Below are 24,619 nucleotides of genomic sequence, written 5' to 3'. Positions count from 1 at the left end.
TAGCAGGACCTTTGACGAGCCACCCTTTTCCCAATATGAAATATTTGTTAGTCACCAATTCGTTTGCCGATCCATTGTTCATACGCTTTGGCTACGGCGCTTAAGTCTTCCTCACCAAAGCCTTGGGATTGTCCCATTTGGAGCATGCTTTTCGCGGCTTCAAGCATCGGTGTCGGAAGCTGCATCTCATCCGTCAGCTGCGAAGATAGCTTCATATCTTTGAGCATGAGATTGAGCGAGAATTGGTTGCTGAAGTCATGTTCAATGATCTTGCGTCCCTTGAGCTCTGCCGCTTTACTGCCAGCTGAACCGGATTGAATGAGCTCCATGAAGTTATACATAGGCAGATTCGCTTTGGCTGCGATGGAGAAGCCTTCAACGAGGGCAACGTTGTTAATGCCGACAATGGTATTATGTGCGAGCTTGGCAATCGAACCGCTACCGTTCTCACCCATGTATAGGAATTTCGTGCCTAGCGCTTCGAATACATCCATATGCTGCTGCATGACGGATTCTTCTCCGCCGATCATGAAGAGGAGGGTTCCGTTTACCGCGCCAGGCTTGCTACCGGTTACCGGTGCATCCAGGAAGCTTACGCTTTGCGCAGCGAGATCCTTCGATAGGCGCTTCACGAGTGCAGGGGATAACGTGCTGCAATCGATAATTGTCAGATTGGCATGGAGGCCTGCGAAGATCCCATTTTCGCCGTAATAGACCGCTTCCGTTGCTTGATCGTTGCTGATGATGGAAATGAGTACATCTGATGCTTGCGCAGCTTCTGCTGGCGTATTTGCGACAGTTGCGCCGAGCGCACGTGATTCTTCTGTTTTGGATGCTGTACGATTATATACCGTTACAGCAAAACCTTTACTGAGTAGATTAGCGACCATCGGGGCACCCATTGTCCCGAGTCCAATAAAACCGATGTTTTTCATCAGGCTCACCTCGTCCTTACACATTGTAGTCAATAGCTTAGATCATTTTACCACAATAGCATTATAAAATTTCGACGAATACGAGTTTTGTCTACATTGGATAAAAGTTTGCAAGAAGTGTACCGTCTGAACTTGAATAATTGTCGTAAATCCAGTATCCTAATGCTAACCGATAATGTGACGGTTTAAAGGACGAAAGTTATAGAGATAAAAAAAGAATGGCTAGGAGGAAATACCATGAGTAGAAAAATCCAGTTTGATTACAGCAAAGCAGCAGCATTCGTAGGGCAGCATGAAGTCGATTATTTCGCAGAACCAATTCGTCTTGCTCATGAACAGCTACATAATAAGTCCGGCGTAGGTTCCGACTTCCTAGGTTGGATCGACTTGCCATTTAACTATGATAAAGAAGAATTCGCGCGCATTAAGAAATCCGCAGAGCAAATTCAATCGAGTTCCGAAGTGCTGGTTGTGATCGGTATCGGTGGATCTTACCTCGGAGCACGCGCGGCGATCGAAATGTTGTCGCACTCGTTCTACAATATGCTTCCAAAAGAAGAGCGCAAAACACCTGAGATTTACTTTGCAGGGAACAACATCAGCTCGAACTATGTGAATCATTTGATTCAATTGATCGGGGACCGTGACTTCTCCGTGAACGTGATCTCGAAATCCGGCACAACAACAGAGCCTGCAATTGCATTCCGTGTATTCCGTGCATTGCTCGAGAAGAAATACGGCAAGGAAGGTGCACGCAAGCGCATCTACGCAACTACGGATCGTGAGCAAGGCGCACTGAAAAAGCTATCGAACGAAGAAGGCTATGAGACATTCGTCATTCCAGATGATGTAGGCGGACGTTATTCGGTATTAACACCTGTTGGCTTGCTTCCAATTGCCGTGGCAGGCATCAACATCGACGAAATGATGCAAGGCGCAGCTGATGCAGCCAAAGAATACAACAACCCGAACGTGGCAGAGAACCAAGCGTACCAATATGCTGCTGTTCGTAATGCATTGTACCGCAAAGGTAAAGCGATCGAAATCCTCGTGAACTACGAGCCTGCACTCCACTTCGTATCTGAATGGTGGAAGCAATTGTATGGCGAGAGCGAAGGGAAAGATTACAAAGGTATTTATCCGGCATCTGTTGATTTCTCGACAGACCTTCACTCGATGGGACAATTCATTCAAGAAGGCTCCCGTAACTTATTCGAGACGATCATCCAAGTGGAAGAAGTGCCTTCGCACATTACAATTGAGAGCGATCCAACCGATTTGGACGGCTTGAACTTCCTAACAGGCAAGACGATGGATTTCGTGAACAAGAAAGCATTCCAAGGCACGATGCTCGCGCACACGGACGGTCAAGTACCGAACTTGATCGTGACGATTCCGGATATGACACCAGCTGCCTTCGGATCGCTCGTGTATTTCTTTGAAATTGCTTGTGGAATCAGCGGCTACTTGTCTGGTGTCAATCCATTTGACCAACCGGGTGTAGAAGCCTATAAGAAGAACATGTTCGCACTTCTTGGTAAGCCAGGATATGAAAAGGAAAAAGCGGAGCTCGAATCGAGACTATCCGAATAATCTGTAGCCAGGCAGCAACCAGATATACAACATGTCAAGAAGCAGTTCACCGCGGGCGTTAGCGATAAGGTGGACTGCTTTCTTAGCAAGAAGCAGAGGATGATCAGTCATGTTAGATCGTTATAAGACGGTTAGGGCGTTTGGCAGTAAGGAGATCGTCATTAAGAAGTCACGGTTCATCGGTTACGGCAGACCTGTAGCAACAGAAGATGAAGCGATTCGTTTTATTGATGAGATCAAGAAGTTGCACTGGAATGCCACGCATAACTGTTCCGCCTATATGATCGGTGAACGTGACGAAATTCAGAAACAATCCGATGATGGCGAACCGAGCGGTACAGCCGGGAAGCCGATTCTAGAAGTAATCAAGAATCAAGGTTTGAAAAATGTTGCAATCGTCGTGACGCGTTACTTCGGCGGGATTATGCTAGGTGCCGGCGGACTCGTCCGGGCATACACCGACGGCGCTGTCGCTGCGATTGAAGCAGCGGAGTCGATTACGAAGGTGCTGCATCAGGAAGTATTCGTGGAAGTGGAGTATACATGGCTCGGGAAGCTCGAGAATGAACTTCGGAACCGCGGAATGCGGATGGGCGAGACACAGTTCACTGATAAGGTTGTCTTACTGTGCCTGCCGGAAGCGAAGGACACGGATGCCTTCGTTGCTTGGATGACGGATTTAACGCAAGGTCAAGGATTGATAACGAATGGAGAACAGGTGTATTTCATCGAGGGAGAATAGGAGAAAAGGGTATGGCGAGAAGAGCAGTTGAGCAGGAGCTCACCCGGGAACGCATATTGGAAGTCGCTCGGCATTTATTCGTAACCAAAGGGTACCGTGCGATCTCAATGCGTAGTATCGGGCAGCAACTTGGTTACAGCCATGGGTCATTATATTATCATTTTAAAGAAAAAGCCGAATTGTTCTATGCGCTCGTCGTGGAGGATTTCAATGCGCTGATTCGAGTCATGGAGCGTGTCTACACCCATGCGCCAGGAGAAGGTATTGCCAAGCTAGAGCATGTCATGCTCGAGTTAATCCGGTTCGGTCTTGAGAAACCGCATCATTATGAGATTATGTTCCTAATGCGTGAAGAAGAAATGCTGGCTTATTGCAGAACGGAACAAGCTCGCAGTCTGGAATTGTTCTCTGTCATCGTTCGTCAAAGCATGGGACTCAAACATCCTGAGACGCTGAAGCTTACGCTCCCATTAACATTATTTTTATCCGTTCATGGATTCATCTCGTATTATATTCAAGATCGCGTCTCATTTGACGAAGTAAAACCCGCGGCCTTATCCCACATTCAATCATTATTGAAAATCATTGAACCCCCTGTGATTCAGCAATAGCAGCCGATTACCCGATAAGGGTGGTCGGCTTTTTTCATGCAATCCTTCAGATGGGCGCATTAGGCATTCACACATCATAAGGAAAACGAATAGAATGCATTAGAAAACCTGATAAACGGATAGTTATTTAGTCATTGACGTTATTCGGTAACAAATGGTAGAGTGTTCATAATACCAAGTAAGTAAATAGGAATTATATGAACTTCGCTGCTTGAGGAGGATCTTCGCATGAATGGCATTTTGCGTCACAAAGGATGGAGCTGGGGATTTCGAAGTACAGTCATGCTGTATTTTATCGTATTAATTGCCCTGCCAATTATCGGTGTATACACCAAGTCATTCTCGCTCGGATGGAGCGCGTTCGCGGATAGCGTAAGTGATCCGCTTGCATGGAAGTCGATTCTGTTAACCTTGAAGCTGTCACTGATTGCAACGGCGATCAATATACTCATTGGCACGATGATCGCGTGGGTACTAAATCGCTATAAATTTATTGGTCGTACCTTCTTGAACAGCCTCGTGGATCTGCCCTTCGCCTTACCCACCGCTGTAGGTGGATTAATGATATTGCTGTTGCTTGGTCCGAACAGTTGGGTGGGTAATCTCGCCGCACAATTAGGACTGCAGATCGTCTTCCATGAACCAGCCATTGTGATTGCGATGGTCTTCGTTACGTTTCCATTCGTCATTCGTGCGATTCAACCGCTGCTCGAAGAATTGGATAAATCAGAAGAAGAAGCTGCTTATTTATTGGGGGCTTCGAAGTTCCATGTGTTTCGTCGTGTCATTTTACCATCGATTCTTCCCGGTGTGTTAAGTGGAGCAATGCTTGCATTTTCGCGTGCGCTCGCAGAATTCGGTGCGGTAGTGCTTGTTGCAGGGAACATTCCCGGCAAAACACTCATCGCGTCTGTATATATTTTTGGTGAAGTGGAGAGCGATAATCCGCAAGGTGCGGCAGCCGTATCGATTCTGCTATTGTCGTTATCGTTCCTCATCTTATGGCTTGTGAACTGGGTGCAGATGAGGAGGCATGCGAAGTGAGACGAATTCTAATTGCATTAACGTATCTCGTATTCATCGTCTTATTGATTATCCCCCTCTTCAAAATAGGTACCGGTGCTTGGCAGGAAGGGCTTGATGGGCTTATTCATGCGATTACGCGTCCTGAAGCCGTTCATGCGCTTATGATGACCGCTTGGATTGTCGTGGTCGTGACGATGTTAAACACAATCTTTGGCGTCATGCTCGCGATGTATTTGGTTCGAGGGACTTGGATGGGTTCTCGGCTGAAGCAGTTCTTAAATAGCATTGTTGATTTGCCTTTTGCTGTATCGCCGGTCATTGGAGGATTAATGATTGTGTTGATCCTCGGTCCGAGCACAACCATAGGGGCGTTCTTCGAATCGATCGGTTTCAAAATTGTCTATGCGTTTCCGGGCATGGTGCTCGCGACGCTATTCGTTACCTTTCCGCTGATGGTGCGCGAAGTGATGCCTGTTCTGCAAGAAGTCGGCACACAGCAGGAAGAGGCCGCTTCGACGCTTGGCGCTTATGGTTGGACGACGTTCTGGAAAGTGACGTGGCCGCTCATTCGGTTCGGTGTGATATATGGCGTCGTGCTGACGATTGCAAGATCGCTTGGCGAATTCGGTGCGGTACTCGTCGTATCCGGGAATGTGATGAATAAGACGCAGACAGCGACGACGCTCGTCTATCAGGATGTGGAGAATTTCAATGTGGTGTCCGCGAATGGCGTGGCACTGGTGCTAGCTGTATTCTCGGTACTTTTGCTGTTATTTATGGAATGGGCCAAAAGAAGAAGGGGAGTGCATTAACGATGCATATTGAAGTGTCGGGGTTAAATAAACATTTTGGTCAATTTCATGCGGTGAAAGATGTGAGCTTCTCGATTGAGAAAGGGCATCTGATCGGGCTGCTCGGTCCGAGCGGCGGCGGTAAAACGTCGATTCTACGGATGCTGGCAGGACTTGAGAGTCCAGATTCGGGAGATATTCTTTTCCATGGACGCCGTGTCAATGATCTGCCTCCGCAGGAGCGTGGCATTGGGTTTGTTTTTCAGAACTATGCATTGTTCAAGCACATGACGGTCTATGACAATATTGCGTTCGGGCTGAAAATTAAGAAGCAATCGAAGCAGCAGATTAAGGCACGCGTGATGGAGCTCGTCGAATTGACGGGGTTATCGGGATTCGAGCACCGTTATCCGCACCAGCTATCAGGTGGGCAGCGGCAGCGTGTTGCGTTCGCGCGGGCACTCGCACCTGAACCTCAGTTACTGCTGTTAGATGAGCCATTCGCAGCGATTGATGCGAAAATACGTCAAGAGCTTCGCACTTGGCTAAGAGATCTGATTGAGCGTGTAGGTATTACTTCCATTTTCGTCACGCATGACCAAGATGAGGCGATTGAGGTTGCCGATGAGATTATGATTATTAGCCAGGGGCGGGTCGAGCAGAAGGGAACACCTTGGGATATTTATAAGGCGCCGCAGACACCGTTCGTTGCGAGCTTTATCGGCGAGTCTTCGATTGTAGACAATATATCAGAATTGAAAGGCTTTGAGGATGCTGCGCATTGGCCGAGTACAAGGGCGTTGATTCGTCCGGAATATATCGAGATTGGTAGTCGGCATGAGTTCCCGATCGCTTCGGCGACGGAGCAGGGCCGCATTAAGCATATTCATTTCCGAGGCAGTGAATGGATGGTTGAAGTGGTCGTCGGTAAGCATACGTTAATTACGTATCGTTCCTTGGAGAAAGAAGTACTCCATCCGGGGGATGAGATTTACGTGCTGATTCATAGGGCATATCTGTTCAATGATCATGACAGCTGGATGATGGAGAATCGGCTCAAGGTCGATCCAATGCCGGTCCATATCTAGATGAGACTTCAAATACAATCAAGAAAAGAGGAAATGTGATGCGATCGAAGCGTTTGCGCTCTGCGCTGGCCCTATTGTTAATGATCAGTCTACTCAGCGTAAGTATGACGGCTTGCGGGGGCGCATCACAACCTTCAGCTTCAACAGCTGGCGCATCGGATTCACAACCGAAGACGTCGTCAACGGGTCAAAAGGTGACACTGGTGATCGGTGCTTATAGTGTCGTGAAGGATGCACTTCAGGACATTTTACCGAGATTTCAATCTTTTTGGCTGGCGAAGACGGGGCAACGCGTGGAATTCCAAGAGTCTTATGAAGCTTCGGGTACACAGGCTAGGGCAATTGTCGGTGGCTTCGAGGCGGATGTTACTTTACTTGCGATGGAAGGCGATATCGATAAACTAACGAAGGCTAGCCTGATCACGCATGAGTGGAAGAAGAAAGCGAATCAAGGGATGATCACAGATTCGATTGTTGTCCTCGGCACACGTTCAGGCAACCCGCTCGGAATCAAGGATTGGGAAGATCTGATGAAGCCGGGCGTGAAGGTGCTCTACCCGAATCCGAAGACATCCGGCGGTGCGCAATGGGACATTAATGCGATTTATGGCGCAGGTCTCAAAGTTTCAGAAGCGAAGGGTGTGAAGGACCCTGCCTTTGCCAAGCAGTATTTAGAACGAGTGCATCAGAATATTGAGTCGCTCGATAAGAGCGGGCGGGCATCGATGGCTGCGTTCGAATACGGTGTCGGGGATGTCATCGTGACATACGAGAATGAGCTGCTCGCACGCATTCAGCAAGGGAAGAAATACGATATCGTTGTTCCGACGAATACGATTCGGATCGAGAACCCGGCAGCGGTTGTCGATAAGAACGTAGATAAGCACGGTACGAGGGAAGTCGCCGAAGCGTTCATTGACTATCTCGTTCAAGATGAAGCGCAGAAGGCATTTGCGGATGCAGGATTTAGACCTGTAAATCCGAAAGTCTATGCGACGGTAAAAGATCGCTATGCAACACCGCAAGGACTTTTCGACATCCAGTATCTAGGTGGGTGGAAAGAAGTGCGCGAGAAGCTGTATTCTAAGCGAGGCGTATGGTATCAGGTGTTGGCAGGGATTTAAATTCCTTTACGAATTGAAGGACTCTTATCAGCGGGCATAAAGCTGTTCCTGGTAGGAGTCTTTTCGCATGACTAGGGTTACGGTCTAAAATCAGGTAAAATAGAAGAATGAAGCACAAAGAGAGGAGGGTGAATGATGGCAATTGCTGAAATTACGGTGATTCCCATTGGGACGGCAACGACAAGTCTTAGCGGGTACGTGGCAGATATGCAGCGGACCTTATCCTCAGTTGAAGGCATCAACTATGAGATGACGGCGATGGGGACGATCATCGAAGGTTCGATTGATCGACTGTTCGACGCAATCCAAAGGCTGCATGAGTGTCCATTCCAAGCGGGAGCAGGACGTGTATCGACGGTGGTGAAGATCGATGACCGTAGAGATCAAGACAGCTCGGTGGCGCAGAAGCTTGAATCGGTGAGAGCGAAGCTGAATACCTAGGTTCGTGAAGATGTAGAATACGAAGAGACCCTTCCAAGGTTCGGATGAACCGGAAGGGTCTTTGCATATCTTTGGATGTTATTTGAATTGCTTCAAGAACTGAACCGCCTTCGCAATGTCAGCCTCTGGGTTCGTGCCTACCTCGCGTTCAATCGTCAAGTAGCCCGTATAGCCGATATCTTGCAGCGCTTGAATATAAGCAGGCCATGCGACTTTCCCCTCGCCAAGCGGCACTTCACGGAAGAATTGGCCGTCTGTAACCATCTTAGCCATCTTCTCATGATCAAGCGGTTCGAAACCAAGTGCCCCATAGATGACACGAGGATCAACTTCTTGCAAGCGAATACCGTCCTTCGCATGCGTATGCACGATGTAATCCTTCAGGTTGTGTACGCCCTCAACGGGGTCATCGCCTGTGACCATGACCATATTCGCAGGATCGAAGTTAACGGATAATCCGTTCGTGCTAAGCGTATTAAGGAAGTCACGCAAATGAGCGGAACGCTCAGGACCTGTCTCAATCGCGAAATAGGCATTGACGCTCGTTGCATAACGGCTAAGCTCATCACAAGCTTGCTGCATGGCATGGTAGACTTCGCTGTTCGTATCGTCAGGCACAATTCCGATATGTGTCGTTACGACATTCGTTCCGAGCTCTACAGCCAGGTCAAGAATTCGTTTGGATTTCTCGATTTTCCATGCATTTTCATTCTTATCTTGGAATCCATGACCGCCAAGGTCGCCGACAAGGGCGGAGATTTCAAGACCAAGTGATGCGATATATTCTTTCAGCTCTTTGCGCTGTGCAGTGGATAGATTGTCGGGATCCATCTCACCTTTGACCGCATAGATTTGTACGCCGTCTGCACCTACATTTTTAGCTTTAATGAGGCCTTCACGTACGCCCACCTGGAAGCTATCGACGATAACGCCGATTTTATTTGGAATTCCCATCTCGATTCTCTCCTTCATTCGTTATTCATAGATTCCTGCGCTTATACTTCATCCCAGATACGACGGATGTTCTCAAGGCCAATCTCCGAAGCTAGGCGGCATTCTTCCATGCCTTCGAATTCGAGCGAGAGGTAACCATCGTAGCCGGATTGCTTCACAACGCGCAGTACTTCACGCATATTGACGTCGCCATGTCCTGCGATCGCTCCGCGTAAGTAGTTGCCGGAAGACGTCGGGAACCAGCCTCTGCCAGGATTCTGTCCTGCTGGACGCAGGTAGAAGTCTTTAATGTGAACCATCGATGCGATGCCGATATTCTTCTTCGTCGCAACAACAGATTCTTCGTCGGAGCACATGAAGTTCCCGATATCTAGCGTCGTGCGGTAGTTCGGACGATCAACTGCATGCACGAGCGCTTGCACGCGATCTGCGTTCTGAATGTAGTAGCCGTGGTTCTCTACGCTTGTCGTGATGCCGTATTGCGCGGCATGATCCGCGATGCGGCGGCATGCGTCAGCAAGCTTCGGCAGATCGCTATTAAAGTTATTGATGGAAATGTCGCTGCGGCTCGCAACGTCGTGGCGCATCAGCTTCACGCCGAGCGCGGCTGCGTTATCGACTTCTTTCATGACGCGGGCGATTTCTGCCTCATAGGATGCTTCGTCTTCCGTAATGAAGTTCGCGCCAATCGCGTAGTTCGAGATTTCGATGCCTTTCGCTTCCGCCGTCTGACGGATCACATCGATTAGCTCTGGGTTCTTGTTCAGATCGAATCCGAGCGGAACGATCTCGATATGTTCAGCGCCATGATCTGCGGCCCATTCAATGGCCTCTGAAAATGTCAATTGGCCAGACTGCATAGCTTGATATAGACTATATGAACTTAATCCGAGTTTCATCTCGTACACATCCTTTTATTAGTTATGATGCTATTCGTCAAAGATGACTTTTTGAACAACCTCTAGAAGTGAATTTCTTGGCCCTTCTCAGCGGATTCGTAGATACCGCGTAGAATTTTCATGATCTCAACGCCGTCTTCAACCGGACTGATTGGCTCTTCGCCTGTTTTTACGCAGCGGATAAAGTTATCAATTTCCGATTGGAACGCGCGTCCGAAGTCGAAGCTTGCTGCGTCTGTTTGCGGCTTGATATTAAGAATCGTGTCATATTTCTCTGTTGCAATATAAATTTCAGGATCGATTTCAAGGCCGCCCTTCGTTCCGAACAATTTCACAGTCGCTTCATCTTTTCTTGCATGCAGCGTAAAGCTCACATCAACGAGTAGGGAAGCGCCATTTTCGAAGCGAATCAATGCGTTCGTCATATCTTCAACCGTATTCTTCTCAGCATCATAGTCTGCTGCTTGATAGAAGGAAAGGTTCTGGATGTTCGAACGGTTGCCCAGCTTGCGGTACGTATTACCACTTACGGATTTTACTTTTGGTCTGCCCATCATGTACCAGCACAAGTCGATGACGTGTACGCCGATATCGATAAGTGGTCCGCCGCCGGAACGCTCGATATCCGAGAACCAGCCGCCTGGGTTGCCAAGACGGCGAATGCTGGATGCTTTGGCATAATAGATTTCGCCAATATCGCCATTGTCGATGAATTTACGAAGCATTTGCGCGTTAGGATCGTAACGACGAACGACACCGACTTGAAGAATTTTGTTCGAAGAGCGAACCACTTCTTGTAATTGAAGCGCTTCCTCAACAGTGCGGCAAAGTGGCTTCTCGACAAGAACATGTTTGCCTGCGCGAATCGCTGCAGCACTAATCTCTGCATGTGTGTTATTCCAAGTACAGATGCTGACAGCTTCAATTTCCGGGTTAGCTAGCAGCTCGTTATAGTCTGTATATATTTTCGAAGCACCGTATTTATTTGCTTTGTCTTGCGCTCTTTGTTCATTCAAATCACAAACCGCATAAATCTCAACTTCTTTATTGCCTTTGTACGCATTAAAATGCGCCTCCGAGATGGAACCTGCACCAATGACACCAATTTTAATTGTAGACATAATATTTTTTGCTCCTCTCAATGATTTCATCTATTAATCTTTATGTCTGTATTATATTATTTAGAGGAGGGAACTCCATGAAAAGCATTGCTGATGTTTTGTATTATTGTGCTATTTGAGGTGAGGAAATTGGAAAAACTACAATCCCATCGTGAGCATATGGATATGCCCGATCCGCATTTTCCGCTCAAAATTCATCGAACGCGTTTTACCGAATATGGTATGACGTGTTTTCCGCATCATTGGCATGAACATATTGAATTCCTTGTCATTGTTGAGGGTGAGGCGATGATCGAATGCAACTCGGAGCCGAGCTATGTATCGGGCGGGGATTTAGTGGTTGTGAATAGTACGGATTTGCACCACGGCGTGAATCTATCGGATAATTTGTTCTATTTTACGGTGATTGCGGACCCGTCCTTACTGCACAGTCAATCCGTGGATGCAGTGGAGACGAAGTACATTACGCCGATTACCCAGAATCAGATCTCGTTCCAGCATAAAATATCGCAGGATGCCGAGGTAAATGCCTGCCTGAAGAAGCTGATCGAAGAGTACGATGGTAGGGAGTTCGGCTATGAGCTCGCGGTAAAGTCAGAATTGTACCGTCTGCTTACAATCTTGCTGCGAAGATATGTGGCGCGGGTTCTGCCTGTGAACGAATATAAGACAAGGATCAAAAATCTAGAACGGTTCGATCCAATCCTACAATATATTGAGGAGAACTATGCGTCGAAAATGACCGTGGACGATCTAGCCAAGCAGGTCAATATGAGCCGATTCCATTTTAGCCGCCTGTTCAAGGAGCTAACCGGGAAGACGATTTCAGATTATATCAATCATGTGCGCATCAACAATTCGGAATATATGCTGCACAATACGTCGAAGAGTATTTCGGAGATCGCACTGGCTACAGGGTTTAACGATATTTATTATTTCAGCCGGTTGTTTAAAACCTATAAAGGTGTCTCCCCTTCGCATGTGCGTCGTATGGGATTGCACTAAACTCAATCGCATAAGAAAAAGACGCCCGCATTATTGCTGTAGGCGTCTTATTTGTGTTTTGCATTTATTGAGAAGCGACAGTCACGGAATTGTGCAGACGCGGTCTGAAATGCGATGGTGCCGTTCCCGTCCATCTCCGGAATTGTCTGGAAAATTGACTCGTGGATTCGAAGCCGAGTTCTTCGGCGATTTGTTCAATCGATAAGTTGGAGTTAACCAATAAGTGCTTCGCTTTGTTCAAGATGAGTCGGCTAATATATTGACGCGGAGATTGTCCATACACTTTGGTGAAAATTTTGCTGCATTGGCTTCGACTGAGGCCAAGTTCGGATGCAATGTCTCCGATCGTCCCTTTATAGGGCTGCTCCATTCTCAGGATGTACTCCATCTCACGTGCGATAGCCGTCTCACTGCTCGTTGGGGTATAGGATGTAGGTCTGGCAGCGCTTTCGCCAACAGATGCCGATAGCTGGGCTTGGATTTTCTGTGAGAACCGTTCGATCAGCTCCAGAATAAAAGCTTGAATATGCAGCTGTTGTATCGAGCCGCTAAGCTTATTGCCGGTATTCTGCGTCAGCGACAGTATTGTCCCTTCCACGATGGCTAATTGCTGATCCATACTCGCACCAATCTCCTCAGGCGTTAGGATCGTATAGTCGAATTGACACAGGGCAGCGCGCAGGATCGGATCGTCTAGGTCAAAATGGACGTTGAAATAACGATAAGGTTGATCGGCAAGATTCATCATCTCATGCGCAACGCCTGACTTGAAGAGCATCCATTCACCGGCATGAAGGGTCGTCTCATCGTCCCCGATCATTTGGTAAGCTGAACCTTCCATACAATGTAGAATTTCGAACAAAAAATGGTGATGCCGCGCATAACGCCACCCTGGCGGTTTCGTTCCGAAATGGCAGCCAATAATTTGCATCGTGCTGGTCAGGTCCGGCAAATAGAGTTCCATATCCCGTCATCCCCTCCGACAAGACGATTTATGATGATTTCTATTCAAGTATAAGTATGCTAGAAAAAAAGGTCAAATAATGGGCGGGTTTGGCTATGTGGAGTTCGCACGATTTCATTTAGTATGAGGGTATGCGTTTACAATCATGAATATTGAGGTGGCATAATGGGAGAGTTTATCGTCAAAAAGAATGATTTTGTGCTAAACGGCGAACCGATTCGCCTTCTATCAGGAGCAATCCATTACTTCCGCGTGGTGCCGGAATATTGGCGGGATCGGTTACTTAAATTGAAAGCCTGCGGCTTCAACACGGTGGAGACTTACATTCCATGGAACTTCCATGAGCCGAAAAAAGGGGAATTCCGCTTCGATGGCATGGCGGATGTGGCAGGATTCATCCGCACGGCAGGCGAAATTGGGCTGCATGTGATCGTGCGTCCGAGTCCATATATTTGCGCTGAGTGGGAGTTCGGCGGATTGCCGGCATGGCTGCTTGCAGAACCAGGGATGAAAATCCGCTGCAATCACAAGCCTTTCCTAGATCACGTGGATGCGTACTATGATGTCTTGCTTCCGATCCTGAAGCCGCTTCTCATTACGAACGGCGGACCGATCATTGCGATGCAAATCGAAAATGAATATGGCAGCTACGGCAATGACACGTCTTATCTTGTACATCTGCAGCAATCGATGATTCAGCGCGGCATCGACGTGCTTCTGTTCACGTCGGACGGTCCTGGCGACTTCATGCTGCAAGGTGGTATGGTTCCTGGGGTGCTGGAGACGGTCAACTTCGGCTCTCGTTCGAAGGAGGCATTCGAGGAGCTGCGTAAGTATCAGCCAGAAGGACCGCTCATGTGTATGGAATATTGGAACGGTTGGTTCGACCATTGGGGCGAAGAACACCATACGCGCGATGCGGATGATGCCGCGGCGAATTTAGAAGAGATGCTCAGCCAAGGCGCATCGGTGAACTTCTACATGTTCCACGGCGGCACGAACTTCGGATTTACGAGCGGGGCAAACTGCGGCGACAAGTACGATCCTACAATTACGAGCTACGATTACGATGTGTCGCTGAATGAGTCCGGCGAACCGACGGAGAAATATTTCAAAGTCAGAGAAGTTGTCGGAAAATATGTCGATCTTCCTGAGCTTGAACTGCCTGCGCCAATTGCGAAGGCGGCTTATGGCAAAGTTGCGATTCAAGAGACGGCTGGCTTCTTCGCGCAGTTGAACCGAATTTCGACGCCGATTCAGACCGCAGCGCCGGAGACGATGGAAGCGTTAGGCCAAAATGATGGCTTTATCGTCTACGAGACTTTCATTTCCGGGCCACGCGGCGAGAGCGAGCTCACGATTCAGGATTGTCATGACCGTGCGATTGTCTTCCTGGATGATCAATATATGGGCGTGATCGAGCGTTGGGATGCCTCGAAGAAAGTTGCCTTCTCGGTGCCTGAAGGCGGTGCGAAGCTGCGAATCATCCTTGAGAATATGGGCCGAATCAATTATGGCCCGTACATGATGGACCGTAAGGGGATCACGGAAGGCGTACGCCACGGTTACCAATTCTTGTTCGGATGGACGACTTATTGCTTACCGCTCGATAATGCGGAAGGAATTGCCTATGGAACCGAGTCGTTATCGAATGAACCAACCTTCCATCGTGCAGTCCTGAACATTGAAGGCGCGCCAGCCGATACGTTCTTGCAGATGGAAGACTGGAAGAAAGGCGTCGTGTATGTGAATGGCTTCAACATCGGACGCTACTGGAATCGCGGACCGCAGCAGACGCTCTATATCCCGGCTCCGCTATTGCGTCAAGGCGAGAATGAAATCGTGGTGCTTGAGCTTCACCCTTCCGGACAATCCGAACTTGAGTTCACAGATCAGCCTATTTTAGCATCGACGAAAAATTAATTTTTACGAAGCGCTTCCAGCCCTGTCAGTAACGGGCGAGAGGCGCTTCGCTGCGTCTTGGGAACGATTTGGAGTAGTGCGAATAGTCACAGTGAAAATCTATATCTCGTAGTAAAATCCGTAAATATCAACTATATCTTGTAGGGATAAGGACGGAGACTATGAAATCACATCATTTAGATAACCATTTTGAAGCTATTTTCGGGGAGGAGAATAGCGATATTTTGCAGGAGAATGCGAATATGGATGGACGCTCTCCGATGGGGCAGATGGCGAAGCTCGCTTCCGAGAGCAGTAAATGGTATATGAAACAGCATCTATTATCTGCAGAAGCACATGCGATGGTGGATGAGAATCTACTCTATGTCCATGATGCGGACTTCATGGCGACCGGAACGACGACATGTTGTCAAATCCCACTCGGGCAGTTATTGGCTTCGGGATTCAATACAGGACATGGGCATATGCGTTCACCGCGGGACATTAAGAGTGCGATGGCACTATCTTCGATCATTCTCCAATCGAATCAAAATATGCAGCATGGGGGACAAGCCTATCCGATGTTCGATTATGATCTGGCGCCATATATAACACGAACCTATGAACGGAATCTCGCACGAATTCAGAGCTATCCGACGACTTTTACAATAGAGCAGTGCGAGGAGCAGGCGTGGCTGGAGACGGAACGAGATACGTATCAAGCATGTGAAGCTTTCGTACATAATGCGAATAGCATGCATTCGCGTGGGGGTGGACAAGTGCCGTTCATTTCGGTCAATTATGGCACCGATATATCGCGAGAAGGGCGTATGCTGACGCGAAGCTTGCTGCGCGCAACCAAGGCAGGACTAGGACACGGCGAGACGCCGATTTTCCCGATTCAGGTGTTCAAGGTCAAAGAAGGCGTCAATTTCAATCCAGGTGATCCGAATCATGATCTCTATCAATTGGCGCTAGAGACGACGAGTGAGCGGCTGTTCCCGAATTTCAGCTTCTTGGATGCACCATTTAATACGCAATATCTGAACGGAACACCGGAGAGCGAAGTGGCTTACATGGGATGCCGTACTCGGGTGATGGGGAACATCCATGGCGAAGAGACGAGTATTGGGCGCGGGAATCTCTCCTTCTCGACGGTGAATTTGGTTCGGCTGGCACTACTGAGTACGGATCTGGAAGATTTCTGGCGTCGATTGGATCACGTGATGCAAGTGGGGATTGAGCAGCTCTATGACCGCTATCTCTATCAATGCAAGAAAAAAGCGGCGAACTTCCGCTTCTTATATGCCCAAGGCGTCTGGCGCGGCGGGGAGAAGCTTCAGATGGACGATACGCTGGAGCAGGTGCTGAAGCAGGGGACGCTTAGTCTAGGGTTTATTGGACTCGCAGAGGCACTCGTAGCGCTTCGTGGACAGCATCATGGCGAGAGTGATGAGTCATGGGAGCTGGGTCTCTCGATTGTACGCTATATGCGTGAGAAGATGGATCAAGCGTTGGAGCAATATCAATTGAATTATTCGCTCCTCGCAACGCCAGCAGAAGGGTTATCGGGTAAGTTCGTAGGTGAAGATCGTGCGCGGTTCGGCAAGCTGCCTGGAATTACAGATCGGTCGTACTATACGAACAGCTTCCATGTGCCGGTCTATTACAAATTGAAGGCAGTCGATAAAATTCGTAAAGAGGCGCCGTTCCATGCCGCATGCAATGCCGGGCATATTACGTATGTGGAATGCGACGGGTCGCTGCGACACAATACCGCTGCAATCGATGCACTCGTTCGTACGATGCACCGCGAAGGGATTGGCTATGGATCGATTAATCATCCGGTCGATCGCTGCAAACCATGTGGATATTCGGGAATCATTCATGAAGCATGCCCATCTTGCGGAGCGACAGATGAAGCGGACATTGAAAGGATTCGCCGCATTACGGGGTACCTGGTCGGCGCATTGTCCCGCTGGAATTCAGCCAAGAAGGCGGAAGAGTCGGACCGGGTGAAGCATACATGAAAATGATGAATATCATTCATGATTCCGTCGTGGATGGTGAAGGATTGCGGACGGTGCTGTTCTTCGCAGGCTGTCCGCATCATTGTCCTGGATGTCATAACCCCCAGAGCTGGCGAATGGCGAATGGAACCGAAATGACGATTGCGGAAGCTGCCGATGAGATTGTGAGCAATCCGATATCGGATGTGACCTTCTCAGGGGGCGATCCGTTCGCGCAAGCCGAGGAAGCTTATCTGCTAGCACGCGAAGTGAAACGAATGGGCAAGAACTTATGGGTCTACACGGGCTACACGTTAGAACAGCTGCTTGAGCATGGAACGGCCGAACAGCGATTGCTCTTAGAGGAATGCGATATGCTGGTAGATGGTCCTTTTATGCTCGCGGAGCGGGATATCACGCTTGCTTTTCGGGGGAGTCGGAATCAGAGACTGCTCTCAAAAGCAGTGTTGATGGATGCGATTCGAAGGTAAATAAAATAAGAAGCCCTCTCGTGTCATCAACATTTCAGTGTTGCGACAACGGGAGGGCTTTATCACGTGTACTAGCTAGTTCAAGATATACTTGCGAATGATGTGCGCCACGCCGTCTTCATTGTTCGAGAGGGTGATTTCATCGGCGATTTCTTTGAGGGATGGGACTGCATTGCCCATGGCTACCCCAAGTCCAGCTACCTCAAGCATTTCACGGTCGTTCCAAGCATCGCCGATCGCCATGACTTCGGAGAGGTCGCAGTCAAAATGCTCAGCGAGATACGTGAGCGCGTGGCCTTTGGTACCTTCTTTGTGCATGATCTCGAGGAAATGCGGCTTGGACTTCGTGATGTGCACTTGATCGCCTAACATGTCGCGAAGCTTCACAGCGACTTCATCCAGGTAATCTGGCTCATCGATGATGAGCATTTTGGTAGAAGGTTGATCGATCAATTTGCTGAAGTCGGGCTCGACGATGTAAGGGATTTTGGAGAGTCCCGCATACGATTGCGTCTTCTCGTTATCTACTTGCACATAGAGTTGGTCATCAATATAGAGCTGCAAATGCAGCCCATGCGCTTCGGAATATTGGAGAATGCGGCGCGCGGCATCTTGCGGCACGCTGCGCTCATATAATACGTGACCGTCCAGTAAGTTTTTGACCAAGGAACCTTGATAGGTAATCAATGGTACGTTCATCCCGATTTGGCGGGCGATGGCCTGCGCGGACGCATACATGCGTCCTGTTGCGAGTGTGACCGTCACGCCTTGCGCAATCGCTTGCTCGAGGGCGAGTTGGGTCGCCTCGGTCACGATTTTATCATCATTGATGAGTGTGTCATCTACATCGATCGCGATAAGTTTGTACATGGTGGAACCTCCTAAAGTAAGCATCCCAACTCCCGACGGACGGTACGTCCGTTATTTTGGATATGGGATCTTTATATTGCGGTGTAACGGACAATGAATCCGTTATTCGCTCCTTTTTACACATAAAGTGTTCATGAATGGGTCAATAAGAGCACGTCGGTCCGTAAGTCATCACAAATGGCTAGAATCGGGGCGTTTAGCGGATCCAGTGTCCGGTGCTTTTCGTGAAATCATGACTAGTTCGCTCGTTCCAATCGTTCAGCAGAGGGTTCAGAAGCGTGCTGCCCTGAGGGACGCAGCTCTGCGATTAACATACTGATGAACATGAGGATACAACCGATAATGGACGTGACGCCGAGCTTCTCGTTGCCCCAGATGTATCCTGTAATGCCTGCGAACACGGGCTCCATGGCGAAAATAATCGCGACGCGCGCTGGAGACGTGTATTTCTGACAGTAAGTCTGTGCCCAGAACGCGAAGGCGGTACCGAACAGCAAGGTAATGCCAAGTGCCATCAAAACCTCCGGCTGCGAGGCAAGGTGGATCCAATCCTGCATCGTCCCCGTGTCCTCGAGTAGAATAGAACCGATGATGCCGAGAATCCCTACCGTACCGAGTTGAATTGTCACGAGCAGCAGTGTCGGATGTTCCGGGGCATATCGGCCGGTTGCGACAATTTGCAATGCGAAGCAAATCGCGCAGAGGAGCACGAGTAGATCTCCGAAATTAATGGATAATGATGCTCCGCCGGTGGAGAGCAGGAATAAGCCGATAAGTGCAACGGCTGCGCTGAGCCAAGCGATCCAGTTCAGCCGCTGGCGTAGGAACCACATCGAGAAGAAGGGAACCAAAACGACGGAGAGTCCCGTAATAAATCCTGCATTGGAGGATGTCGTATATAGGAGGCCGTAGGTTTGGAACCCATATCCGCCGAACAGCAGTACGCCGAGCACGAAGCCGTGCCAGAGCAACCTTGTGTTCACGCGCATCAACCAATCTCGATGCACGAAGATTAGAATGATGAAGAATAAGAGTGCGGCCCCTGTAAACCGGATACCGTTAAAAGCAAGCGGCGGCAAGGCCTGAACGGCATGCTGCACAATAAGAAAGGTCGTCCCCCAGATGAGGGCAACCGATAGAAGAATCAGATCTGCGAAGAGCGAGCGTTTCATGGTGCGGATTAAGCCTCCAAGAAGAGCAAGCCCACAAATGCATCGAATTCGAGATTGCCGAAAAATTGCGTAATGTCTGTACCTTCTAGCTTGGCGCGAACAGAGGATTCTTCATATCGAGTACCGCGTAGAAGATCTTCGAGTTCTGAAATATCACGTTTAGCGAAGAAATCGCCATAAATTTTGATTTCATGGATGTTGCCATCTTCCACATCAAGACGTAGATCGACGATGCCAATCGGGAAGCGTTTCGAGTTGCGGATATTGAATTTTGGCGATTCGCCGTAGTTCCAATCCCAATTACGGTAGCGTTCATCCGCGATTTGGCGGATTTTGACCCAATCTTCCTCGGTCAGTCGATATTGTGGAACTTGATCTGGCTCCATGCCGAAAATGCTGCGTAAAACCTCAGCACGGAATTGTTCGATCGTCATCGGCTCGGTGAGGAACTCCGAGATATTCGCGACGCGGCTGCGAACCGATTTGGTTCCTTTGGAAGCGATCTTCTCAGCGTTCACTTTCAGTGCGGAAGCGACATTCTCCATTTCGGAGTTGAAGAGTAATGTACCGTGGCTGAACATACGTCCGCGGGAGCTAAATTGCGCATTCCCCGAGATTTTACGCTCGCCGATCTGGATATCATTGCGGCCTGTTAGTTCGGACTCGACGCCAAGCTTGCGAAGGGCATCGACGACAGGCTCGGTGAATTTCTTGAAATTGTTGAAGGATTGTCCATCGTCCTTGGTCAAGAAGCTGAAGTTCAGGTTGCCAAGATCGTGATACACGGCTCCGCCACCGGATAAACGGCGTACGATGTGAATGCCATGTTCTTTGACATATTCCGCATTAATCTCTTCAATCGTATTCTGATGCTTACCGATGATAATGGACGGTTCATTAATATAGAACAGCAAGTAGCTGTCATCCATTGGGAGATGCCGAAGCGCATATTCTTCAATGGCTAGATTGAGTGTCGGGTCGGTAATCCCTTGGTTGTCAATAAATAACATGTGTACCCCTCCAGCAGATCGATTTTTCTGAAAATATTGCAAATTTCACGAATGTTCATTCAACTATTCATTGTAATCTATTTCGTCAAAATCTACAAAGGATCAAGGCAGAATCAGTGTTGACGCCAAGGTGCATTCATGCCCATAATCAAGCATAAACGACTACGGGATCCTTACATGGATGGGAAGCGTTTAAGCGAGAAATATAAGAACGTATAAGTGCGTGTTCAAAAAGTCGGCTTTTCAGCACCTGAGCGTTTTCGCGGAAAACTGACATCGTAAGCATATGCTTAGGTTGCGTGAATCCGAAAGCCGATGCTCCCGTAGCAAGTTTTTCTTCGAAAAACTTTTAGGAGGAACGGAGTTTAGGCAAAACCTAAATGAGTACCTGAAATGTTTCCAAAGGAAACATACTTCGTAAGCGTAAGCTCTTCGAGGATGAACGCAAGATTCGATGTCGAATTTGCTACTTGAAACACATCGTGATCAAAAGTTGACTTTTTGAACAACCTCTATAACTTATAGACTCTTATATTTGAACGAAATAAACATGTGTGCGATGGGGAAAGGACGATTGAAAAAATGATTGAAAGGTTTGGTCATGGGGGAGATTTAGAGACGGCCCAAGCGGTATTTGGTGTGGACCGAGGGGCGTTCATCGATTATAGCGCAAATATTAACCCACTCGGTCCGCCGCAGCATGTGCTGGCAAGGGTTCAACAGGAGCTGCGGGATGTGGTGCATTATCCGGACCCGGATCATCGGCGGCTGCGGGCTTTGTTATCGGAAGCGCTGCATGTGGATGAATCGATGATCTGCATTGGGAACGGCGCAGCGGAATGCATGGCACTCGCATTGCTTGCGATGGCGCCGAGCCGCGTTGGCGTGATCTACCCATGTTTCTCCGAATATGCGGAGTTGTCCCGAAAATTCGGTGCGGAGGTCATTGGGATCCATGGGTATGCGGAACAGGGGTTTCGTGCGGAACTGAATGAAATTGCAGGCTTGATGCAGGATGTGGATCTTCTCTTCCTCGGGCAGCCGAACAATCCGACAGGTGTGCAGTACGATCTCGAAGAGCTGGAGCAGCTTGCGGCGATCGCGGCTGATACGGACACAATGTTGATTATTGATGAAGCGTTCATGGATTTCATCGCACCGGATAGGCAGGCGACCTTACTGCCTTGTGTGGAGCAATATTCGCATGTCATCCTCATTCGTTCGATGACGAAGTTCTATGCGATTCCTGGATTGCGGTTGGGTTATGCGGTCGCAGGGCCGTCACTCATTCATCGGCTAAAATCGAAGCAGGTAACATGGAGCGTGAATCGGCTTGCATTAGCGGCTGGGGAAGCCTGTTTGGTAGATTGTGAGGAATATGAGGCGGTAACGCGAGAACAGACGGTGATTGAACGGAATTACATGATTGAGCGATTGGAACAGGAATTTGGCTGCCAGACCTGGCCAAGTCTTGTGAATTTCATCCTCGTGCGGTTACCGAAGCCTTGGACTGCGGAGCAGCTTCAGACAAAGCTGGGGCTGAAAGGAATATTAATTCGGAGCTGTGCTATGTATGAAGGGCTCAGCGAAACGGACATCCGGCTTGCGGTGAAGGATCGAGAACGGAATGAAATCCTATTCAATAAGCTTATCGAAGTGTGGCAGGGAGGGGTGTAGCTTGAAGATGGTACAGCCTTTTCGAGTTGGTGAAGCGCTGATGGTGTATGAGAGTACGTACTGGCCAGGTCTTGTATTCCGTTATGATCGGGCACAGCATCATATTCGGATGCTCGCACCGGAGCCACTGCAGATGCTTAGCAGTGCTCCATATGCAGGCGGCAGTACGGTTGCTGATCATATCGTGAACGTCTACGTCACGAAAGATTATAATCGCCCCGATCCGATTCAGCATCTGGAATCGGAGATTACGGCTTGGGGCTATCCGCTGGATCAGACGGTAGGCCTGTTGACCGCAGCGAAGCTGACGCATGCCTCCATTGCGGAAGCGGAGGGTGACCAGGCCCGTATCGTCGTGTGTACGACGGCGGGCACCTCCAATGCCGCGCGCGCTGGGCGAGCGCGCGAGACGTTCGCCGCCTACGCGCCGGGCACGATCAATACGATCGTGGCCGTGGACGGGCGGCTCGCGCCGGCTGCGCTGGTCGGCGCGGTTATTACCGCGACGGAAGCGAAGGCCGCCGCGCTGCAAGATCTGGGCATCACCGACCCGCAGGACGGTGATGTGGCGACGGGCACGACGACGGACACCGTCGTGCTCGCCGTGAGCCAGAGCGCCCGCTATGGTGCGGAGCACCAGTATGCGGGCAGCGCGACGACGCTCGGCAATCTGCTCGGACGTCTCGTGTACAACACCGTCTATGAAGCGGTACGAACGCAAGGAGAAGCATAATGATGTTAGAGCATGCGTATTTTATCATTCTCGCTTATATCGTCGATTGCATTATCGGCGATCCCCGCTGGATTCCGCATCCGGTTATCTTCATGGGCAGAGCGATTACCCAATTGGAACGTGGCGTTCGCCGCATCGCACATACACCAAAGCAATTGAAAGCAGGAGGGTTCTTGCTCCCACTGATCCTCGTCGGGGGTGTATTCCTGCTCACATGGGGAGTGCTCTATTTGGTTGCGCTGATTCATCCGTTGCTGGCTTGGGCGCTGGAGGTCTTGCTGATCGCGACGACGATTGCAACGAAAGGCTTGAAGGATGCAGGGATGGAGGTATACCGTCATCTCCGTGCAGGGGATATGCCTGCGGCACGACGATCACTCGGGATGATCGTTGGTCGAGATACGGAGCATTTGGACGAACCGGAAATCGTGCGAGGAACCGTCGAGACCGTCGCCGAAAATATCGTCGATGCGATTACATCGCCTTTATTCTATGCTGCTATTGGAGGCGCACCACTCGCCATGGCTTACCGCGCGGTAAATACGCTCGATTCGATGGTCGGCTACAAGAATGAGAAGTATAAAGACCTTGGATTCGCATCGGCACGGCTGGATGATGTGGCAAATTGGATCCCGGCGCGGATAACCGCGATATTACTCACGATAGCTGCTTGGCTGCTGCGTCATGATGCACGAAGCGCTTGGCGGACGGTTCGCCGAGATGCGAAGGAGCACCCGAGTCCGAACAGCGGATACCCGGAGTCTGCGGTTGCCGGCGCGCTTGGCGTAAGGCTCGGAGGGCATAACGTTTACAAGGGGATCGCATCGTTTCGCGCATACATGGGGGAACCGAAGGAGCCCCTTCGCGCGGACCACATTCCGATGACCGTGAGATTGATGTACCTGAGCTCAGCAATGTTCGCGCTGATCAGTGCGGCCATCCTATGGCTCGCTGCATCGTCATCGATGTGGTAATCACGAACGAAAAAGGGGCTTGTCACTGCAGGTATGCAGGTTGACAAGCCCCTTTTCTTATATGTCTCATTGAGCGGCGCGAATAACTGCAAAAATGCAGTTAAATCGCGATACCCCGCTCGCAGTAGCGCAAATAACTGCAAAAATGCAGTTAAATCGCGATACCCCGCTCGCAGTGGCACAAATAACTGCAAAAACGCAGTTAAATCGCGATACCCCGCTCGCAGAGGCCCGAATAACTGCAAAAACGCAGTTAAATCGCGATACCCCGCTCGCAGAGGCGCGAATAACTGCAAAAACGCAGTTAAATCGCAATACCCCGCTCGCAGAGGCTCAAATAACTGCAAAAATGCAGTTAAATCGCGATACCTCGCTCGCAGAGGCGCAAGTAACTGCAAAAGCGCAGTTAAATCGCGATACCCCGCTCGCAGAGACTCAAATAACTGCATTTTTGCAGTTATTTGCCCTAAACGGCTCGCCCCCCTCA

23 protein-coding genes are annotated in these 24,619 nt (G+C 49.3%); 15 read left to right on the top strand and 8 right to left on the bottom strand.

What is annotated here, in order from left to right; genetic code table 11:
- Positions 1–47: 47 nt before the first annotated feature.
- Positions 48–935 (bottom strand): NAD(P)-dependent oxidoreductase, encoded by an 888-nt coding sequence (locus C558_RS0111400; protein ID WP_018756402.1) that lies wholly within the window; start codon positions 933–935, stop codon positions 48–50.
- 237 nt (positions 936–1,172) lie between these two features.
- Here C558_RS0111400 and C558_RS0111395 point away from each other — a divergent pair, with 237 nt between their 5' ends.
- From C558_RS0111395 to C558_RS0111360, 8 genes are all read left to right on the top strand, one after another.
- The gene (locus C558_RS0111395) at positions 1,173–2,528 is read left to right on the top strand and encodes a glucose-6-phosphate isomerase (RefSeq protein ID WP_018756401.1); all 1,356 of its coding nucleotides are present in this window, start codon (positions 1,173–1,175) and stop codon (positions 2,526–2,528) included.
- Positions 2,529–2,637: 109 nt separating this feature from the next.
- The gene (locus tag C558_RS0111390) at positions 2,638–3,270 is read left to right on the top strand and encodes a YigZ family protein (protein WP_018756400.1); all 633 of its coding nucleotides are present in this window, start codon (positions 2,638–2,640) and stop codon (positions 3,268–3,270) included.
- 11 nt (positions 3,271–3,281) lie between these two features.
- On the top strand, positions 3,282–3,881 hold the full coding sequence (locus C558_RS0111385; protein ID WP_018756399.1) for a TetR/AcrR family transcriptional regulator: 600 nt from the start codon (positions 3,282–3,284) through the stop codon (positions 3,879–3,881).
- A 228-nt stretch (positions 3,882–4,109) separates the two neighbouring features.
- Positions 4,110–4,925 carry a sulfate ABC transporter permease subunit CysT gene (cysT, locus tag C558_RS0111380; RefSeq protein ID WP_018756398.1) on the top strand — a complete coding sequence of 272 codons (816 nt, stop codon included), beginning with the start codon at positions 4,110–4,112 and terminating at the stop codon, positions 4,923–4,925.
- The gene (locus tag C558_RS0111375; protein WP_018756397.1) at positions 4,922–5,719 is read left to right on the top strand and encodes a sulfate ABC transporter permease subunit; all 798 of its coding nucleotides are present in this window, start codon (positions 4,922–4,924) and stop codon (positions 5,717–5,719) included. The genes cysT and C558_RS0111375 overlap by 4 nt, the downstream gene beginning before the upstream one ends.
- Before the next feature lie 2 nt (positions 5,720–5,721).
- Entirely contained in the window at positions 5,722–6,786 is a 1,065-nt protein-coding gene (locus C558_RS0111370; protein WP_018756396.1) for a sulfate/molybdate ABC transporter ATP-binding protein, read from the top strand.
- Positions 6,787–6,824: 38 nt separating this feature from the next.
- Positions 6,825–7,910 (top strand): sulfate ABC transporter substrate-binding protein, encoded by a 1,086-nt coding sequence (locus C558_RS0111365; protein WP_018756395.1) that lies wholly within the window; start codon positions 6,825–6,827, stop codon positions 7,908–7,910.
- 135 nt (positions 7,911–8,045) lie between these two features.
- Positions 8,046–8,351: an MTH1187 family thiamine-binding protein gene (locus C558_RS0111360; protein WP_018756394.1), complete on the top strand. Its 306-nt coding sequence runs from the start codon at positions 8,046–8,048 to the stop codon at positions 8,349–8,351.
- Between the two features lie 78 nt (positions 8,352–8,429).
- On the opposite strand, the gene C558_RS0111355 is transcribed toward C558_RS0111360, so the two are convergent.
- From C558_RS0111355 to C558_RS0111345, 3 genes are all read right to left on the bottom strand, one after another.
- Positions 8,430–9,305 carry a sugar phosphate isomerase/epimerase family protein gene (locus C558_RS0111355; RefSeq protein ID WP_018756393.1) on the bottom strand — a complete coding sequence of 292 codons (876 nt, stop codon included), beginning with the start codon at positions 9,303–9,305 and terminating at the stop codon, positions 8,430–8,432.
- Positions 9,306–9,346: 41 nt separating this feature from the next.
- Positions 9,347–10,204, bottom strand: coding sequence for a sugar phosphate isomerase/epimerase family protein (locus tag C558_RS0111350; RefSeq protein ID WP_018756392.1), 858 nt, complete (start codon positions 10,202–10,204; stop codon positions 9,347–9,349).
- A 62-nt stretch (positions 10,205–10,266) separates the two neighbouring features.
- Entirely contained in the window at positions 10,267–11,325 is a 1,059-nt protein-coding gene (locus C558_RS0111345; protein WP_018756391.1) for a Gfo/Idh/MocA family protein, read from the bottom strand.
- Between the two features lie 120 nt (positions 11,326–11,445).
- On the opposite strand from C558_RS0111345, the gene C558_RS0111340 reads away from it, so the two are divergent.
- Entirely contained in the window at positions 11,446–12,330 is an 885-nt protein-coding gene (locus tag C558_RS0111340) for an AraC family transcriptional regulator (RefSeq protein ID WP_342662329.1), read from the top strand.
- A gap of 64 nt (positions 12,331–12,394) precedes the next feature.
- Here C558_RS0111340 and C558_RS0111335 read toward each other — a convergent pair whose 3' ends face one another.
- On the bottom strand, positions 12,395–13,294 hold the full coding sequence (locus C558_RS0111335; RefSeq protein WP_018756389.1) for a helix-turn-helix domain-containing protein: 900 nt from the start codon (positions 13,292–13,294) through the stop codon (positions 12,395–12,397).
- A 165-nt stretch (positions 13,295–13,459) separates the two neighbouring features.
- Here C558_RS0111335 and C558_RS0111330 point away from each other — a divergent pair, with 165 nt between their 5' ends.
- The 3 genes from C558_RS0111330 (at position 13,460) to nrdG (ending at position 17,696) form a co-directional block, all read left to right on the top strand.
- Positions 13,460–15,217 carry a glycoside hydrolase family 35 protein gene (locus C558_RS0111330; protein ID WP_018756388.1) on the top strand — a complete coding sequence of 586 codons (1,758 nt, stop codon included), beginning with the start codon at positions 13,460–13,462 and terminating at the stop codon, positions 15,215–15,217.
- 161 nt (positions 15,218–15,378) lie between these two features.
- Positions 15,379–17,226 (top strand): anaerobic ribonucleoside triphosphate reductase, encoded by a 1,848-nt coding sequence (locus tag C558_RS0111325; protein WP_018756387.1) that lies wholly within the window; start codon positions 15,379–15,381, stop codon positions 17,224–17,226.
- Positions 17,223–17,696, top strand: a complete 474-nt coding sequence (gene nrdG, locus C558_RS0111320) for an anaerobic ribonucleoside-triphosphate reductase activating protein (protein WP_018756386.1) — start codon at positions 17,223–17,225, stop codon at positions 17,694–17,696. The genes C558_RS0111325 and nrdG overlap by 4 nt, the downstream gene beginning before the upstream one ends.
- A gap of 75 nt (positions 17,697–17,771) precedes the next feature.
- On the opposite strand, the gene C558_RS0111315 is transcribed toward nrdG, so the two are convergent.
- The 3 genes from C558_RS0111315 to lplA all read right to left on the bottom strand — a co-directional run bounded on the left by C558_RS0111315 (position 17,772) and on the right by lplA (position 20,748).
- On the bottom strand, positions 17,772–18,566 hold the full coding sequence (locus C558_RS0111315) for a Cof-type HAD-IIB family hydrolase (RefSeq protein WP_018756385.1): 795 nt from the start codon (positions 18,564–18,566) through the stop codon (positions 17,772–17,774).
- Between the two features lie 236 nt (positions 18,567–18,802).
- Positions 18,803–19,738, bottom strand: a complete 936-nt coding sequence (locus tag C558_RS0111310) for a DMT family transporter (protein WP_018756384.1) — start codon at positions 19,736–19,738, stop codon at positions 18,803–18,805.
- An 8-nt stretch (positions 19,739–19,746) separates the two neighbouring features.
- Entirely contained in the window at positions 19,747–20,748 is a 1,002-nt protein-coding gene (gene lplA / locus C558_RS0111305; protein WP_018756383.1) for a lipoate--protein ligase, read from the bottom strand.
- 582 nt (positions 20,749–21,330) lie between these two features.
- On the opposite strand from lplA, the gene C558_RS0111300 reads away from it, so the two are divergent.
- From C558_RS0111300 to cbiB, 3 genes are read left to right on the top strand one after another with little or no spacing between them, the layout of a single operon-like run.
- Positions 21,331–22,425, top strand: coding sequence for a pyridoxal phosphate-dependent aminotransferase (locus C558_RS0111300; protein ID WP_018756382.1), 1,095 nt, complete (start codon positions 21,331–21,333; stop codon positions 22,423–22,425).
- A 7-nt stretch (positions 22,426–22,432) separates the two neighbouring features.
- The gene (locus C558_RS0111295) at positions 22,433–23,158 is read left to right on the top strand and encodes an adenosylcobinamide amidohydrolase (protein ID WP_040674859.1); all 726 of its coding nucleotides are present in this window, start codon (positions 22,433–22,435) and stop codon (positions 23,156–23,158) included.
- The gene (gene cbiB / locus C558_RS0111290) at positions 23,158–24,132 is read left to right on the top strand and encodes an adenosylcobinamide-phosphate synthase CbiB (protein WP_018756380.1); all 975 of its coding nucleotides are present in this window, start codon (positions 23,158–23,160) and stop codon (positions 24,130–24,132) included. The genes C558_RS0111295 and cbiB overlap by 1 nt, the downstream gene beginning before the upstream one ends.
- Positions 24,133–24,619 lie beyond the last annotated feature (487 nt).

The sequence above is a fragment of the Paenibacillus terrigena DSM 21567 genome (assembly GCF_000374845.1).
Lineage (GTDB): Bacteria > Bacillota > Bacilli > Paenibacillales > Paenibacillaceae > Paenibacillus_K > Paenibacillus_K terrigena.
The sequence above is the reverse complement of the archived record's forward strand: the minus strand, read 5'-3'. Positions and strand labels throughout refer to the sequence as shown.